The sequence below is a fragment of the Phenylobacterium sp. genome, assembly GCF_004799395.1.
Lineage (GTDB): Bacteria > Pseudomonadota > Alphaproteobacteria > Caulobacterales > Caulobacteraceae > Phenylobacterium.
The window spans coordinates 1-13,798 of record NZ_SSMZ01000179.1 but is presented as its reverse complement, the minus strand read 5'-3'; the positions used below and the strand labels follow the sequence as shown (position 1 = coordinate 13,798).

Genomic DNA, 13,798 nt, shown 5'->3' with positions numbered 1-13,798 from the left:
CGCGCTTGCCGCGGTCGTGGCCTTCTTCCCGATCTTCTCCGGCGCGGTCACCGGCCTGAAGGCCGCCGATCCGGATCTGGAGCGGCTGTTCGACCTCTACGGCGCTACGCGCCTGCAGCGGCTCGCCCGCCTGCGCCTGCCCTCGGCGGTTCCCTATCTGCTGGAAGGCCACAAGGTCGCCGCGGGCCTGGCGGTGATCGGCGCGGTGGTGGCCGAGTTCGTCGCCGGCTCCGGCGGCGCTCAGGGCCTCGCCTGGCGCATCCTGGAAGCCGGCAACCGCCTGCAGACGGCCAAGATGTTCGCCGCCCTTGTGGTGCTGGGCCTGCTGGGCGCGGTGCTGCACGCCGTGCTCGACGCCGGCGAGAAGGCCGGCCTGCGATGGTGGCGCGGCCGCTAGACCTACGGCTTGACCGGCGTCAGCTCGTAGCGGATCGGCAGCCTGATGTGGGCGCCGACGGTGGGCGTGCCGTCCTCGCTCCAGGGCCCGACGCGGAACTTCGACGCCAGCGCCAGCGCGCCGGCGCCATAGCCCTGGCCGGCCGGATCTTCCTGGGCCACCGAACAGCCGCCCAGCGCGCCTCCGGCCTCGACCGTGCAGCCCAGCACCACGCGCACCTTGTTCACCCCGTTCTGGGTCTTGGGGAAGGTCGCGTTGAAATCCTCGGGGGACGGCAGGGCCGCCCAGGCCGGCTTGGTCACTGTCGCCTCACCCTTCAGCACCGCGGCGTCGAAACTGACCGGGATGAAGATGTTCTGCTTGGTCAGGCTCTGGTCGCTCATCTTCAGGTGCGTGGCGAGCTTCGCCGCCGCGGCGCCGAAACCGTAGCCGCCCGGCTTCTCGGTCAAGGCCGCGCAATCGCGCGGATGCCCGTCGCGGGCCAGCTCGCAGGTCAGCTCCACCTGGCCGCTGACGCCGGCAGCCTTGGCGCGAGCGGGATAAGCTGACGCGACATCGGCGACGGTCGGCGCGTCGACCCAGAAGTGTTCAGCCTGGGCGCTGGCTGTGGCCGCCAAGGCGCAGGCGACGGCCGCAGCTGCCGCTCCAGCCAGGAGCACAAGTTTGGATGACATGACGGTTCCCCTCTTCAGAGAAGACCTTGCCATAGCGACCGCCGGTTTGAGAAGGCCGGGCCCGGACTCAGACGGCGGTGCGCTTGGGCGCCGGTCCGGCGCGCAGCCGCTCCAACGCCTCGTTGGCCATGACGCTGAGCGAGCGCAATCCGTAGTCGCCGAAGACGTCGAGAGCGGCGTCCAGCGCCATGACCGCGGCCGCCCGCTCGCCATGGTCCTTGCCGGTGATGTCCACGCGGGCCTCGTAGAGCCGCGCCAGATGCAGCTGCACCAGCGCCCAGGCCACCGGATCGCGCCGGGGCTGCAGGTTCGAGAGCTCGATCTTCAGCGCGGTCTCGGCGGTGTCGAGCACCGCCAGGTCCCCGGTCAGCTCCGCCGAGCGCGCCAGGCACATGGCCCGCTCGCCCGCCGCCAGGCCGCGCAATGGCGTGGCCGGCGCGTCCTTCAGGACCAGGTTGGCGCGGTCGTAGCAGGTCACCGCCTGTTCGTAGGCGCGCTCGTCGGCGCTGGCGTCGCCCAGGGTCTGCAGGGCGTGGGCGAGCGCGAGCTGGGTGCGCGCCCAGTCCAGCGGGCTATGGTCGCGCGTCAGGTGGTCCAACGCGCCGGCCAGCGTCGTGGCGCCAGCGGCCACGGCGTCGATGTCGCCGGTCGCCTCGCCCCAAAGCGCCAGCCCCTGGCCGCGCAGGATCTCCGCGCGGGCCCAGGTCAGCGGCTCATAGGCCAGGTCCAGGCGGTCGGCGGCGGCGGCGGCGTCATCGATGGCCGCGCGCAGCAGGGTCTCGTCCTTCAACCGCGCGCCCCAGCCGCAGAGCAGGTCGGCGCGCATCAGCCGCGCCTCGGCGGCCAGCGGCCGCGCGGCGCCGGAGCGGCGCGTCATGGCGTCCATGGCGGCGATCGGGGCGTTGAAGCGGGCGGCGGCGGCCCAGGCGGCGGCGGCGTCGCCCTTGGCCAGTTCCTCGCGGCCGGCGACCAGGGCGACGCCCACGTCGGCCAAGGCCGCGGAGAGGCCGCCGCGGGCGACCCCACGGGCCTCGCGGAACGTCGCGGCGGCCGCGGCGTCCAGGCCGGGATCGCCGAACAGCTCCGCGCCCAGGAGGCCGGCGAAGGCCTGCTCGCAGCGGGCGCGGGCCCAGGCGTCGGGGCGGCGGTGCGGATCGAGGGCCGCGCACGCGGTCTCGGCCGCGCAGGCGGCCTTGCGCAGGGCCACGGCGTCGCCGGAGCGGCGGGCGACTTCGCGCCACACCATCGCCGCGTCAAGCCGGCGCTGGGCCTTGTCGTTGGCGCTGATCCGGCCGGCGGCCACATCGGCGGCCTTGGCCTCCTGGCGCAGCAGGTTGAGGTCGAGGAGTTCCAGGAGGGTCGTGTCGCCGCCGGTCAGGCCGTCGCCATGGCTCTTCGGCCGATCGCCGGCGAACAGCTTCATGAACTCACGCCCCAACTCGAACATACCGCCGCTCCCGTTGGCCGCCCGTCCCGCGATGAGACGGAGGCCCCGCGTCCTGACGGATAAGAGCAAAGCCGGAGCCGGGATCGTAAACAAGTGGTTAATTTCCTAAGTATGGTTAACCGTGTCTTACACTCCACAGTAAAGCGCGACGGATTCAGGAGTTCCGCGAGAACTTGTTGTCCCGGAACGCGACGCTCAGGCGAAGAGCGAGGCCTGCTCGGCCGGCGTCAGGACGCGCCACGCGCCCGGGGCCATATCCTCGGGCAGGGCCAGGGCGCCGATGCGGTCGCGGTGCAGGGTGGTGACGTGGTTGCCCATCGCGGCGAACATGCGCCGCACTTGGTGATAGCGGCCCTCGGTGATGGTCAGACGGGCCTCTTTCGGGCCCAGGACTTCGAGAACGGCGGGCGCCAGAGCGTCGCTCTCGCCCTCCAGCATCAAGGTCCCCGCGGCGAACACCTCGGCCTCGTCGCCGCGCAGGGGCCGGTCGAGCGTCGCCACATAGCGTTTGGCAACATGGGCCTTGGGCGAGATCACCCGGTGCAGGAACGGCCCGTCATCGGTGATCAGCAGCAGGCCCGAGGTGTCTTTGTCGAGGCGGCCCACCGTCGACAACGCCGGCATCCGGCCTTGCCAGCGCCGCGGCAGGATCTCGTAGACGCTTCGGCCCGGCTCGCGGTGCGAGCAGACCACGTCCAGGGGCTTGTGCATCAGAATCGTCAGCGGCGCCGGCGGATCGAGCGGCTGGCCGGACACCGTCATCCGCTCCGGCAGGTCGGCGCTGACCGCGATCCGCGCGCCTGCGTCCTTCACCATCGCCCCGTCGAGGGTCACCTGCCTGCGCGCCACCAGGTCGGTGACTTCCCGCCGCGACCCATATCCCAGGTTGGCCAGCAGGCGGTCCAGCCGCGCCATGGGAGGCTTGGCGCTCACTTGCGCGCCTCATAGACCTTGTAGCCGCCGCCCTCGGCCCGCAGCGTCACCGTCGCGAAGGCCGCCTTCAGGCCGGCCTCGTAGGGCAGATGGCGGTTGGCGACGAGCCAGCAGGCGCCGCCCTTGCGCAACATCGCCGCCGCGGTCGCGACGAACCCCTGCCCCAAGGCCCGGTCCTCCGCGCCGCCGTCGTGGAACGGCGGGTTCATGACCACGAAGTCGAGATCGGCGAGCCCATCGAGCGGCCGGCGCAGGTCGGCCCAATCCACGACCACCCGCGGGTCGTCGAGATTGTGCCGGGCGCAGTCCACCGCGCGCCGGTCGATATCTGCGCAGGCCAGGGCCATTACCGCCGGAGAGGCGAGGATCCGCAGGGCCAGCACGCCGATCCCGCAGCCCAAGTCCGCGCCGCGGCCCTTGAGCGCCGGCATCGCCTCCAGCAGCTTCAGACTGCCCGGATCGGGCCGATCCCAGCTGAACACCCCGGGCTGCGACCAGACTCCCAGGCTTTCCACGATGCGCGGCGCGCCCGCTGCGATCGCCGCGTCCAGGCCAACCGGTTTCGCCGGCCGCGTCGCGCTGCAGAACCGGTGATGCTTGCGCGCGTCCTCGATGACCGTGCAGCCGAAGCCTTCCAGAGCCTTCTTGAGCCGTGAGCCGCCCTTGTCCTTCGGCGCGAAGGCGACAAGCGGCGCGCCAGGCTTCAAGACCCTGAGCGCCTGGGCCAGCACGAAGTCGCGCTCCAGCGTGCCCGGCGGCGCCAGGATCGTGACGCTGTCCGCCGAGGCGTCCGGCAGGCCTGCAACATCGGTCGACCCCGGGACCAGGGGCGACAGCTGCACAGCGCCGGCCGGGACCTCGATCAGCCCAGGCGCGGGCGCGCCATAGATCAGGGCGCCCGTCGCCCTCTTATCCAACATGGGCGGCCTCAGGCCCGCTCCTTCGACCGCAGGAAGGCCACCTTGGGATAGCGTTCCGTGGCGTAGCCGATATCCCAGACGGACTTGGCCAGGTAGACGGGCTGGTCGTCGATATCCACGCCCATGGCCGAGCGGTGCTTTGACTGGAAGTCCTCCAGGTCGGCCTTGTCGCCGGCGATCCAGCGCGCTTCGCCGAACGGGCTGGGCTCGAAGATCACTTCCAGCTGGTATTCGTTGGCGAGGCGATCGGCCATGACCTCGAACTGCAGCTGGCCCACCGCGCCGACGATGAAGTCCGAGCCCATGGTCGGGCGGAACAGCTGGGTCACGCCCTCTTCCGCCAGGCTCTCCAGCGCTTTCTTCAGGTGCTTGGCCTTCAGCGGGTCCTTCACCCGCACCCGCTGCAGGATTTCCGGCGCGAAGTTGGGCAGGCCCGCGAAGCGAAGCGTGCCGGACTCCGAGAGGCTGTCGCCCACCCGCAGCACGCCGTGGTTGGGGATGCCGATCACGTCGCCGGCGAAGGCGTCCTCGGCCAGCTCGCGGTCCGAGGCGAAGAACATCATCGGGGCGTTCACGCTGAGCTGCTTGCCGGTGTTCTGCACCTTCAGTTTCATACCCCGCGCGAACCGGCCCGAGCAGAGCTTCAGGAAGGCGATCCGGTCGCGGTGGTTGGGGTCCATGTTCGCCTGCACCTTGAAGACGAAGCCGGTGACCTCGCGATCGCCCGGCGCCACATGGGTGGGCTCGCCGTTCTTCACCGCGGCCACGGCTTTCGGCGGCGGCGCATAGGCGCCCAGGCCTTCCAGCAGCTGGTCGACGCCGAAGTGGCGCAGCGCCGAGCCGAAGAACACCGGGGTCATGTGGCCTTCCAAGAACGACTGCGGATCGAAGGGCTTCAGACCGCCCTGCGCCAGCTCGGCGTTCTCGGAGAGCTCTTCCTGCTCGTCGGGGTCGAGGTAGCTGACGATCGCGTTGCCCCGGAAGGCGACGGCCGGCGGATGGCCTTCATCATCCGCCGCCCCGCCGGTCTTCTTGGCGAAGGGGATGAACTTGTCGGCGCGCAGGTCCAGCATGCCCTTGAAGCGCCCACCGGAGCCGGCCGGCCAATAGAGGGGCGACGGATCCAAGGCCAGCTTCGAGGCCACCTCGTCCAAGAGTTCGAATGGGTCCTGCGCCTCACGGTCCATCTTGTTGATGAAGGTGATGATCGGGATATCGCGTAGGCGGCAGACCTCGAACAGCTTCAGCGTCTGCGGCTCGATGCCCTTGGCGGCGTCCAGCACCATCACCGCGGCGTCGGCGGCCGTCAGGGTCCGGTAGGTGTCTTCCGAGAAGTCCTCGTGGCCCGGGGTGTCCAGCAGATTGAACATCAGCCCATCGTGGTCGAACGTCATCACGCTGGCCGAGACGCTGATGCCGCGTTCGCGCTCGATCTTCATCCAGTCCGACCGCGTGCGCCGGTTCTCGCCGCGGGCGCGCACCGCGCCGGCGGCGCGGATCGCCCCGCCGGCCAGCAGCAGGTTCTCGGTCAACGTCGTCTTGCCGGCGTCGGGGTGGGAGATGATCGCGAAGGTCCGCCGCCTCGCCGCCTGGGCGGCGATTCCTAGGCGAGAACTGGCGGCCTCGGCGGCGGGGGAAGTGGTCATGGGCGGGGCAGGTAGCGTGTGCGCCGCCCTTTCGCAAATGGCCGCGCGGCGATCGGGCCTCAGCTGGCCGGCAGGTTGAGCTGCCAGGAGACGCCGAAGCGGTCGTCCACCCAGCCGAACCGCAGGCTGAGCCCGTAGTTGTCCAGCGGCATCCGCACCACGCCGCCCTCGGCCAGGGCCGCGAACAGCCGCTCGATCTCCGCCTCGTCGGCGCAGTCCACGAACAGCGAGATTGAAGGCGTGAAGCTGAAGGCGTGATGCACCGAGCTGTCGATGCAGATGAACTCCTGGCCGGCGAGGCTGAAGAAGGCGACGCGCACCTTGCCCTCGTCGCCCGGCTCTCCCGGTCCGTAGCGCTCCAGCCGTTTCACCTCGGCCCCCGGGATCAGGCCGACGTAGAAGTCGAGCGCGGCCTCGGCGTGGCCCTCGAACATCAGGAAAGGGGTGATCTTGTCGACCATGGTGCGGACTCCGCGTTCGAGTTCAGCCTCAGAAGGACGACGTCAGACCCGGACCACAAGTTCCGAATAGGGCTCCAGCGCCGCGTCGGCGGTGTAAAGCCGGGCGGGCTCCGTCAGCGCCTGGGCCACGAGCAGTCGATCGAAGGGGTCGCGATGATGCATCGGCAGATCGGCGACCGCCAGGGCCGCGGCCGCGCGCACCGGTAGCTCGACGAAGCCGGTTTCCAGCGCGGCGGACAAGATCTCACCCGGCGCGACCTTGAAATCCGCGCGGCCGAGCGCCGCCTTAATGGCGATTTCCCAGACGCTCGCGGCGCTGAACAACACCTCCTGCGCGGGGTCTTCGAGGACCGTGCGCAGCGGCGGCGCGAGGCGGTCCGGCTCGATCAGCGCCCAGATCAGCACATGGGTGTCGAGCAACAGCCTCAAGCGTCAGGCGCCGTCGAAGCCGTCCAGAACCGCGTCCGGCAGGGCCGCATCGAAGTCCGCCGGAACCACGGCGCGTCCCGCCAGCCGACCGAGTCGCCGCGCCGGCCGATCGCCCGCCGACAGCCCGGTCAGCCGCGCCACCGGCTTGCCGGCCTTGGCGATCACGATCTCCTCACCCGCCGCCACACGGTCCAGCAGGCTGGAGAAATGGGTTTTCGCCGCGTGGACATTGATGGTCGCCATGGGAGGCTCCTGCTCGATGGACTAAGTTAGTCCACACCCGAGCGTCTCGCAAGGCCGCGCACGCGCCAAGGGCAAACGGCTGGACCTCAGGCCGCCAGCCTTCGCCAGATCATCCGGTCGACGCTGACCGCGTCGAGGTCGCCGTCGCGGTGCATGTTGTGCAATTCCGCCATGGTCTCGAACTCGCAGGCGACGAAGCGCACCGTCACCTCGCCGGGCGGGCAGCCCAGGGCGGGCGCCACGAACAGCGCCGCATTGATCATCGGCGCCTTGGCGGTGATCAGCGCGCCCAGCCGGCGCGCCCGCTCGGGGTTGGTCCGCTGCAGCAGGGGCTCGCGAGAGAACAGCTCCTGGCCCATCCGCAGGATCTCCGGGAAGGACAGCCGCTGCATCCGCCGTCCCTGCAGGGGCGCGTCCATGGCCACCCCGTCGAGGCGAAGGACAACATCGTTGAGCAGGAACATCATGGTGGCGGCGGCTTTGCGGGGACCTTGTCGGCGGGACGGCACCTGTCGCATGGGCAGGCTTACGGTCACGTGCATGAAGGCGGTTAACTGGCGGAACGGCGCCGCGAAATCAGCCGCCCTCGACCGGTTCCGTCAGGAAGTGGCGCCCCTGGCGGTCGTCGACCTCCACCACCCAGAGGTCGGGATCGACGCGGACGGCGCGCTCGATATAGGCGTCGAGATCCGGCTCCTGGTCGGAGGGAACCGGCTGCATCCACACCCGCTCGCCGTCCAGCCGGGTGGCCTCGGCATAGAGGCGCGCGGCGCCCTGCGGACGGTTCAGCACCTTGACCAGCACCGCGCCGGCCCGCGCGTCGCCCTTGCGGATCACCATGCCGAAGGCGCCGGACAGTTCGGCCCGGCGGATCAGGGCGCTGACCCAGATGTCGGTGGAAAGCAGCATGCGGCAAGGTGTCCGGCGCCGGGTAACGGAACAGCAACGCTACCTGGGCTACTCCACGCCACGGTCCTGTGACCAGAACGAAAACGGACGACGCATGAAGAGCTCGCGCAGAAAAGCGCGGCCGGCGTCTCGGTGGATGGGGTGTCTAGCGGCGGCTTCGGCCGTTCTGCCCGGCTTCGCGCAAGCGCAGCCGGCTGACCTTTTCTACGAGCGTGCGGTGATGTCGGCGGCGGATCAGCGCTGCGGACTGTTCGCGCCCGACGTGGCCGCGGCGCTGGCCGCGGCGACCGCGCAGGCGCGCGGCGCGGCGCTGCGCGCCGGGACCTCCGCCGCCTCGCTGCGACAGACCGAGCAGGCCGCGCGCGCCAAGGCGAGCGCCGCCGACTGCCATTCCCCCGACATCGCCACGGCCGCGACCCGGGTCAGGAGCGCCTTCGCCGGCTACGCGAAGATGACCCGGCTCAACTATGCCGGCGACGTGGCCGGCTGGGCCGCGGACCGCAACCTGGGCCGCGCGCCGCGCTGGAGCCTGGCGCAGGAGTCCAGCTTCGGAACCGGAGCGGATGCGGGCCGCATGGCCTTTGGCCTGGCCGGGCGCGAGGGACAGGAAGCCCTGGTCGCCGTGGCCGCCTTCGCCGACGGGGCCCAGCCCTACGCCGCGCGCCTGGTGCTGCGTGACGACACCCGCGCCAGCCAGCCCTATCTCGACCGTTTCGGCGGCGGATCGACCGCCGGCTTGCCGCTGGCGCGCCGCCTGCCGCCGGTCTCGGCCCAGAAGGCCTACGCGGCCGCCGCCCGCTCGCCGGCCGGGTCGGACCTGCTTCCCAAGGGCGAGACCGCCGGCTGGGCGTTCCGCTTTCCCGACGCCGCCTCGGTCGAACTGGCGACCCTGGACCCGCGCGAGGCCGTGGCCGTCGACTTCCTGTTCCCGGGCGACGTGACGCGACGCGCCTATGTGGAGGTCGGCGACTTCGCCGCCGGCCGCGCCTTCCTGCAGGTCGCGGGCCACTAGGCCCGAACCTAGCCCTCCGCGATCCGCGCCACGCGCGGTTCAACCTGGGGGATCAGGACGGGCATCCGGACGGTCACGGTGGTGCCCTCGCCGAGCGTGCTTTCCAGCGTCATGTCGCCGCCGTGCAGCCGCGCGAACGCCCGCACCAGCGACAGGCCCAGGCCTGCGCCGGCCTGTTTCTGCTCGGCGCCGCCGGCCTGCTCGTAGGGCCGGCCCAGGCGCGCCAGGTCTTCGCCTGAGATGCCAACGCCGGTGTCGGCCACCGAGATCACCAGGATGTCGCCTTCCGGGCGCGCCGAGACGGTCACCGAGCCGCCCCTGGGCGTGAACTTCAGCGCGTTGGAGACCAGGTTGAAGGCGATCTGCTTGATGGCGCGCCGGTCGGCCTCGGCCTCCAGCGACTCCGCGGAAAGTTCGCCTTTCAGGCTGATGCCGGCCCGGTCTGCCTGGCCGCGCATCAGGCGCAGCACCGCAGCGATGGCGTCGCGGGCGTCGAAGTCCTCCCGCGCCAACTCGAACCGTTCAGCCTCGATCTTCGACATGTCCAGCACGTCGTTGATCAGCTCCAGGAGGTGGGCGCCGCTCTCGTGGATCAGGTCCGCGTATTCGGCGTAGCGGTCCGACATCGGCCCGAACAGCCGCTGCCGCATGATGTCGGAGAAGCCCATGATGGCGTTGAGCGGCGTGCGAAGCTCGTGGCTCATATTGGCCAGGAACCGCGACTTGCCGGCGTTCTGCTGCTCGGCGACGACACGGGCCTCGTCCAGCTCGCTCTCGCGGCGGCGCTGGGCGCGCGCGTCGCGCAGCGCGCCGACCAGGCGCGACGAACCCAGCCGGCGCAGGGTCAGCACGCACCAACCCAGCGGATCATGGGCCGGTATGAAGACCGCCTCCGCCGAGCCCTCCGCGGCCGCCCGCATCAGGGCGTCCTCGACGGCCCGGCGGTCGTCGGCGCTGACCATCTCGGCCAGGTTGCGGCCGGTCATCTCGTGGGTCTGCAAGCCGATCGGAGCCTCTCCGAACGCCTCCAGGATGCGCCCGCCCGGATAGAGCGACATGAGCAGCTGCGGCTGGTGATCCAGCGCCTCGCGCAGCGACAGTTCCGTATCGCGCGCCCGCGCGCCTTCGCCGCGCACCTTGCCCTGCAGGGCCACCAGGCCCGCGGCGAAGCCCAGTCCGGTCGTGCCCAGCGCCAGCAGGCTGAGCCAGCTGGCGAGGGGTTGCGGGTTCTCAGGCAGGAGCGCGAAGACGCCGCCCAGGGCCGCCACCGCGGCCGCCGCCACGCCCGCCGCCGCGCCCAGGCCGAGCAGCCGCGGCCGTCCAAACGCCGCGCCCGCCGCCAGCGGCGCCAGGCACCAGGCCGCCATGGGTCCTCCGGTCCCGCCGGTCAGCAGGCAGGCGCTCGCGCCGGCGACGCCCCAGGCCACGACCGCAGTCGCCGCCCCGGCCTCGCCGCCCGTCTCCGACAGGAACGCGCCGAAGACGCTCGCCGCGATCACCGCGCCCAGGGCCGCCAGGTCCACGACCGGCGCGCCGCCGCGCAGGGCCAGCGCTGCGGTCGCCGCGGCCACGGCCAGCGCCCAGGCCAAGTGCCAGCTCACCGCGAAACGCCGTCCGGCGTCCGCCGGCGCGCGCCCGCGCAGCCGTCTTTTGGGGCTGGTCAGCGTCGAGCCTTGGTCATCTGTTCGCCGGACATCACCGCCCAGTTTAGCGTCTGAGGTGAGTCCAAGTAAGGGCGCTCGCTCCAGGCGCGATCACGCCATCCACAGGCGGCTCGACCTTGTGAAAGGAAATCGTAAGCGCGGGGCCGCAAAATCGGGTGTCTTGGAACGAGGGCGCCTTAGCCTCCATGCCGACTGCCCCCGATCCCGCCAGCGCGCCTGAGCCGCCTGCGCCGCCTGCGCAGCCTACGCGGACGCGGCGGCGCGCCGCCATCGGCCTTGAGGATCAGAAGCGCGCCTTCCTGCGCCTGGTCAGCCACGAACTGCGCACTCCGCTGAATTCGATCCTCGGTTTCTCCGAGATCCTGTCGGCCGAGCTCTACGGCCCGCTAGGGGCGCCGCAGTACAAGGAATACGCCGACATCATCCGCGGCAGCGGCAAGAAGCTGCTTAAACTGGTCAACCAGGTGCTGGAGATCGGCCGTCTGGAGGGCCTGGAGCTCGACGTCGGCCCGGAATCCCTGGAGCCCGCCTTCGATTCCGCCATCTCCTCGGCCGCCAGTGACTTCACCCGCGGCGTCCGGCCGCGGATCGTCGAGCATCTGGAGCTTCCGCTGGTGCTCGCCGACCCCTGGGGCCTGCGAACCGTGCTCAGCCACCTCCTGCAGAACGCCGCCATGTTCGCCCCGGACGGCGGCGAGGTCCGCATCCGCGCCGAGGTCGCGCCCGGCCACGTCGACGTCTTCATCGAGGACGACGGTGAGGGCGTGGATCCCGCCGACCTGCCGCGCCTGATGCTGCCCTTCGAGCAGGGCCAGAACGCGCTCGTCCGCCGCGTCGAGGGCGCGGGCCTGGGCCTGCCGATCTGCGAACTTACCTGCCGGGCCATGGGCGCGCGGCTGGAGCTCACCTCCGCACCCGGCAAGGGGCTTGCCGCCCGCGTGCGGCTGAAGACCGCCTGAACCAGTTGCGGCGGGGGTCCGCTGCGCCTAAGTCGCGGCGATGGCCATGATCGAAGACGAACTCGCCGAGCTCTCCGCCGAGTTCGAGGTCCTGGGCGACTGGGAAGAGCGCTACCGCTACGTGATCGACCTGGGCAAGGACTTGGCGCCCCTCACCGACGCCGAACGCTCCGACGCCAACAAGGTGCGCGGTTGCGCCAGCCAGGTCTGGCTGGTGACCGAGCCGCAAGGGGACGGGACGCTGAAGTTCCGCGGCGACTCCGACGCCCACATCGTCCGCGGCCTGATCGCCATCGTCCTGCGGCTATTCTCCGGGCGCAAACCCCCCGAGATCGTGGCCTTCGACGCGCCGGCCGCCTTCGAGACCCTGGGCCTCAAGGGCGCGCTCTCACAGCAGCGGTCGAACGGCTTGGCCTCGATGGTGGCGCGGATCCGCGCGGATGCAGAACGGGCGCGGGCCTAGGACCGCTTTCGATCCACGACGGACCTTGCCGTCTAGAACTCATGCTCCAGCGGCAGCTGCGCCGCCGCGAGCGCCCTGGCGGACGCCGGACAGGGCGGCCTCTGAGCCTGGCCGTTCGGCCCGTCGGCCCGCAGCCGGGCGCCGTTCATCAATACATAACGGACGGCAGCCAGGCACCGGACGGCTCGTTGTAGAGGCCGACGCTCATCAGGGTCATGGTCTGGGTGATCCGCAGACCCTGCGAAAGGCACCAGCGGACCAGCTCGCCATTGCGGGTGGGCGCCAGCAGCCCCGGGCCGAGGAAGGCCTCCGCCGCCCCGATCAGCGCCTTCAGGTCGTCATTGGTCTCGGCGACCGCATGCCCGAAGAAGGCGATGGCCGTCGCATAGCCGGTGATCCGGCCATCGCGCTCCACCACCCGGGCGCCGCCCCCGGCGATCGCGTCCGAAAGCTCGCCGCCGCGCTCCAGTCCGTGGACGCGGAAACAGAGCTGATTGCAGGCGGCCCGATCGTCCGGCGTGGCCGCGCGGACGGCATAGCCGGGGAAGCCGACGCCGAGGGTCGGCCCCTGCAGACAAACCAGCAGCTCGCGCGCCTCGAAACCGAGCCGCAGATAGAGCGCCAGGGAACGGCTGTGATAGCCCGACTGCACGAGGCGCACGCCGGGATAGCCGCGCTCGCGAACCCGTTGCATCACGCCCAGCATCAGGGCTCGGCCCGCGCCGTCGTTCTGCACGGTCGGATCCACCGTGATCGGGCCGATGCCGGCGACGGGATTGCGCTCGTCCAGGAAGTTGCTGCCAACCAGCCGACCGTCGACCTCGGCCACCAGGTCGAAGACCCCCGGATGGGCGATCATGCCGGCGAGCATGCCGGCGGCCATCTCCGGCCCGGGAAAGTCGGGCGGGAAGTTGTGCGCCTCGGCGATGTCCTTGAACGCCCGGTAGCAGATGTCGCCGGCCGCGGCGGCGTCCGCCGCATCTCCCCTTCGCAGAGACAAGCTCATGGCGCCCACCGATACCTGCAGCCCCGACTGCGCAGCAGCACAGTCGTGGCGCAACGGCGCGTCAACTGAAGATTTTTGGCTTAGCCTTTGCGCGGCCTGTCCCGTCGCCTACGCCGCGCGGATCCCACTGTTGGCCTGGCTCATGCCGACCACGGCGTCGAAGCCCAGGATCATGTCCACCCGCTCGCCGTCCGACGCCAACGGCAGGCGCAGCCACAGGATCGACAGATGCGAGGCGCCGCGCCAGGCCAGACTGTGGACGCCCACGGCCGGGCGCCGCTCGCTGACCACCTTGCCCAGCTCGACGCGCCAGTAGTCGGCCGCGACGGTGTTGTAGATCTCGCTCAGCCGCTTGCCGGTGATCTCGCGGCCATAGACGCCGTAGAGCGCGGTGCCGGCCAGGCGCATGCGGAACTCCGCCGCCCCCCGGTGGGGGGCCTCGCTGACGTCGATCAGGCTGACGGTGGGCAGCAGGCGCTTGATCGGCGCCGGGTCGAGATGCGCGCGTCCAGGCAGCCGGGCGCCCTCTCGTAGAGACGCCCAATAGGCGAAGAGTTCCTCATGTGCGCGTACTGCCGCACCAGGAGCCCCGACCTGCGCCGCCATGTGCAGATGCCCCGACAACCAGTTGGATT

17 protein-coding genes are annotated in these 13,798 nt (G+C 71.0%); 4 read left to right on the top strand and 13 right to left on the bottom strand.

Annotated elements, in window-relative coordinates; all coding sequences use genetic code 11:
- Positions 1 to 397: ABC transporter permease subunit (locus tag E8A12_RS11910; protein WP_293368930.1), on the top strand; the 397-nt coding region annotated here is incomplete at its 5' end.
- A gap of 2 nt (positions 398 to 399) precedes the next feature.
- On the opposite strand, the gene E8A12_RS11905 is transcribed toward E8A12_RS11910, so the two are convergent.
- The 10 genes from E8A12_RS11905 to E8A12_RS11860 all read right to left on the bottom strand — a co-directional run bounded on the left by E8A12_RS11905 (position 400) and on the right by E8A12_RS11860 (position 8,059).
- Complete coding sequence (locus E8A12_RS11905) at positions 400 to 1,071, bottom strand: TonB family protein (protein WP_293368928.1); 672 nt, start codon at positions 1,069 to 1,071, stop codon at positions 400 to 402.
- Positions 1,072 to 1,138: 67 nt separating this feature from the next.
- Positions 1,139 to 2,518, bottom strand: a complete 1,380-nt coding sequence (locus E8A12_RS11900; RefSeq protein ID WP_293368926.1) for a hypothetical protein — start codon at positions 2,516 to 2,518, stop codon at positions 1,139 to 1,141.
- 195 nt (positions 2,519 to 2,713) lie between these two features.
- On the bottom strand, positions 2,714 to 3,433 hold the full coding sequence (locus tag E8A12_RS11895) for a 16S rRNA pseudouridine(516) synthase (RefSeq protein WP_293368934.1): 720 nt from the start codon (positions 3,431 to 3,433) through the stop codon (positions 2,714 to 2,716).
- A 14-nt stretch (positions 3,434 to 3,447) separates the two neighbouring features.
- On the bottom strand, positions 3,448 to 4,371 hold the full coding sequence (locus E8A12_RS11890) for a class I SAM-dependent methyltransferase (protein WP_293368924.1): 924 nt from the start codon (positions 4,369 to 4,371) through the stop codon (positions 3,448 to 3,450).
- A gap of 8 nt (positions 4,372 to 4,379) precedes the next feature.
- The gene (locus tag E8A12_RS11885) at positions 4,380 to 6,017 is read right to left on the bottom strand and encodes a peptide chain release factor 3 (RefSeq protein ID WP_293368922.1); all 1,638 of its coding nucleotides are present in this window, start codon (positions 6,015 to 6,017) and stop codon (positions 4,380 to 4,382) included.
- A 59-nt stretch (positions 6,018 to 6,076) separates the two neighbouring features.
- Positions 6,077 to 6,478, bottom strand: coding sequence for a VOC family protein (locus E8A12_RS11880; protein ID WP_293368920.1), 402 nt, complete (start codon positions 6,476 to 6,478; stop codon positions 6,077 to 6,079).
- 42 nt (positions 6,479 to 6,520) lie between these two features.
- Positions 6,521 to 6,898, bottom strand: coding sequence for a type II toxin-antitoxin system VapC family toxin (locus E8A12_RS11875; protein WP_293368918.1), 378 nt, complete (start codon positions 6,896 to 6,898; stop codon positions 6,521 to 6,523).
- Positions 6,899 to 6,910: 12 nt separating this feature from the next.
- Positions 6,911 to 7,150 carry a type II toxin-antitoxin system Phd/YefM family antitoxin gene (locus E8A12_RS11870; protein WP_293368916.1) on the bottom strand — a complete coding sequence of 80 codons (240 nt, stop codon included), beginning with the start codon at positions 7,148 to 7,150 and terminating at the stop codon, positions 6,911 to 6,913.
- A gap of 86 nt (positions 7,151 to 7,236) precedes the next feature.
- On the bottom strand, positions 7,237 to 7,692 hold the full coding sequence (locus E8A12_RS11865) for a hypothetical protein (RefSeq protein ID WP_293368914.1): 456 nt from the start codon (positions 7,690 to 7,692) through the stop codon (positions 7,237 to 7,239).
- Between the two features lie 34 nt (positions 7,693 to 7,726).
- A complete protein-coding gene (locus tag E8A12_RS11860) occupies positions 7,727 to 8,059 on the bottom strand; it encodes a DUF1491 family protein (protein WP_293368912.1) in 333 nt (110 codons plus the stop codon).
- Positions 8,060 to 8,279: 220 nt separating this feature from the next.
- Here E8A12_RS11860 and E8A12_RS11855 point away from each other — a divergent pair, with 220 nt between their 5' ends.
- Complete coding sequence (locus E8A12_RS11855; protein WP_293368910.1) at positions 8,280 to 9,071, top strand: hypothetical protein; 792 nt, start codon at positions 8,280 to 8,282, stop codon at positions 9,069 to 9,071.
- A gap of 8 nt (positions 9,072 to 9,079) precedes the next feature.
- Here the strand turns inward: E8A12_RS11855 and E8A12_RS11850 are convergent, their stop codons facing one another.
- Positions 9,080 to 10,672 (bottom strand): HAMP domain-containing sensor histidine kinase, encoded by a 1,593-nt coding sequence (locus E8A12_RS11850; protein ID WP_293368908.1) that lies wholly within the window; start codon positions 10,670 to 10,672, stop codon positions 9,080 to 9,082.
- A gap of 248 nt (positions 10,673 to 10,920) precedes the next feature.
- On the opposite strand from E8A12_RS11850, the gene E8A12_RS11845 reads away from it, so the two are divergent.
- Entirely contained in the window at positions 10,921 to 11,694 is a 774-nt protein-coding gene (locus tag E8A12_RS11845) for a HAMP domain-containing sensor histidine kinase (RefSeq protein ID WP_293368906.1), read from the top strand.
- A gap of 40 nt (positions 11,695 to 11,734) precedes the next feature.
- Complete coding sequence (locus E8A12_RS11840) at positions 11,735 to 12,157, top strand: SufE family protein (protein ID WP_293368904.1); 423 nt, start codon at positions 11,735 to 11,737, stop codon at positions 12,155 to 12,157.
- A gap of 148 nt (positions 12,158 to 12,305) precedes the next feature.
- On the opposite strand, the gene E8A12_RS11835 is transcribed toward E8A12_RS11840, so the two are convergent.
- Complete coding sequence (locus tag E8A12_RS11835; protein ID WP_293368902.1) at positions 12,306 to 13,163, bottom strand: GNAT family N-acetyltransferase; 858 nt, start codon at positions 13,161 to 13,163, stop codon at positions 12,306 to 12,308.
- A gap of 108 nt (positions 13,164 to 13,271) precedes the next feature.
- Complete coding sequence (locus E8A12_RS11830; RefSeq protein WP_293368932.1) at positions 13,272 to 13,769, bottom strand: PAS domain-containing protein; 498 nt, start codon at positions 13,767 to 13,769, stop codon at positions 13,272 to 13,274.
- Between the last annotated feature and the right edge of the window lie 29 nt (positions 13,770 to 13,798).

Excerpts from the sequence above, each read along its gene's own strand:
- E8A12_RS11840 (WP_293368904.1), top strand. The coding sequence starts at position 11,735 with ATGGCCATGATCGAAGACGAACTCGCCGAGCTCTCCGCCGAGTTCGAG.
- E8A12_RS11885 (WP_293368922.1), bottom strand. The coding sequence starts at position 6,017 with ATGACCACTTCCCCCGCCGCCGAGGCCGCCAGTTCTCGCCTAGGAATC.
- E8A12_RS11890 (WP_293368924.1), bottom strand. The coding sequence starts at position 4,371 with ATGTTGGATAAGAGGGCGACGGGCGCCCTGATCTATGGCGCGCCCGCG.
- E8A12_RS11880 (WP_293368920.1), bottom strand. The coding sequence starts at position 6,478 with ATGGTCGACAAGATCACCCCTTTCCTGATGTTCGAGGGCCACGCCGAG.
- E8A12_RS11835 (WP_293368902.1), bottom strand. The coding sequence starts at position 13,163 with ATGAGCTTGTCTCTGCGAAGGGGAGATGCGGCGGACGCCGCCGCGGCC.
- E8A12_RS11905 (WP_293368928.1), bottom strand. The coding sequence starts at position 1,071 with ATGTCATCCAAACTTGTGCTCCTGGCTGGAGCGGCAGCTGCGGCCGTC.
- E8A12_RS11870 (WP_293368916.1), bottom strand. The coding sequence starts at position 7,150 with ATGGCGACCATCAATGTCCACGCGGCGAAAACCCATTTCTCCAGCCTG.
- E8A12_RS11895 (WP_293368934.1), bottom strand. The coding sequence starts at position 3,433 with ATGGCGCGGCTGGACCGCCTGCTGGCCAACCTGGGATATGGGTCGCGG.
- E8A12_RS11860 (WP_293368912.1), bottom strand. The coding sequence starts at position 8,059 with ATGCTGCTTTCCACCGACATCTGGGTCAGCGCCCTGATCCGCCGGGCC.
- E8A12_RS11865 (WP_293368914.1), bottom strand. The coding sequence starts at position 7,692 with ATGCACGTGACCGTAAGCCTGCCCATGCGACAGGTGCCGTCCCGCCGA.
- E8A12_RS11845 (WP_293368906.1), top strand. The coding sequence starts at position 10,921 with ATGCCGACTGCCCCCGATCCCGCCAGCGCGCCTGAGCCGCCTGCGCCG.
- E8A12_RS11855 (WP_293368910.1), top strand. The coding sequence starts at position 8,280 with ATGTCGGCGGCGGATCAGCGCTGCGGACTGTTCGCGCCCGACGTGGCC.
- E8A12_RS11830 (WP_293368932.1), bottom strand. The coding sequence starts at position 13,769 with ATGGCGGCGCAGGTCGGGGCTCCTGGTGCGGCAGTACGCGCACATGAG.
- E8A12_RS11900 (WP_293368926.1), bottom strand. The coding sequence starts at position 2,518 with ATGTTCGAGTTGGGGCGTGAGTTCATGAAGCTGTTCGCCGGCGATCGG.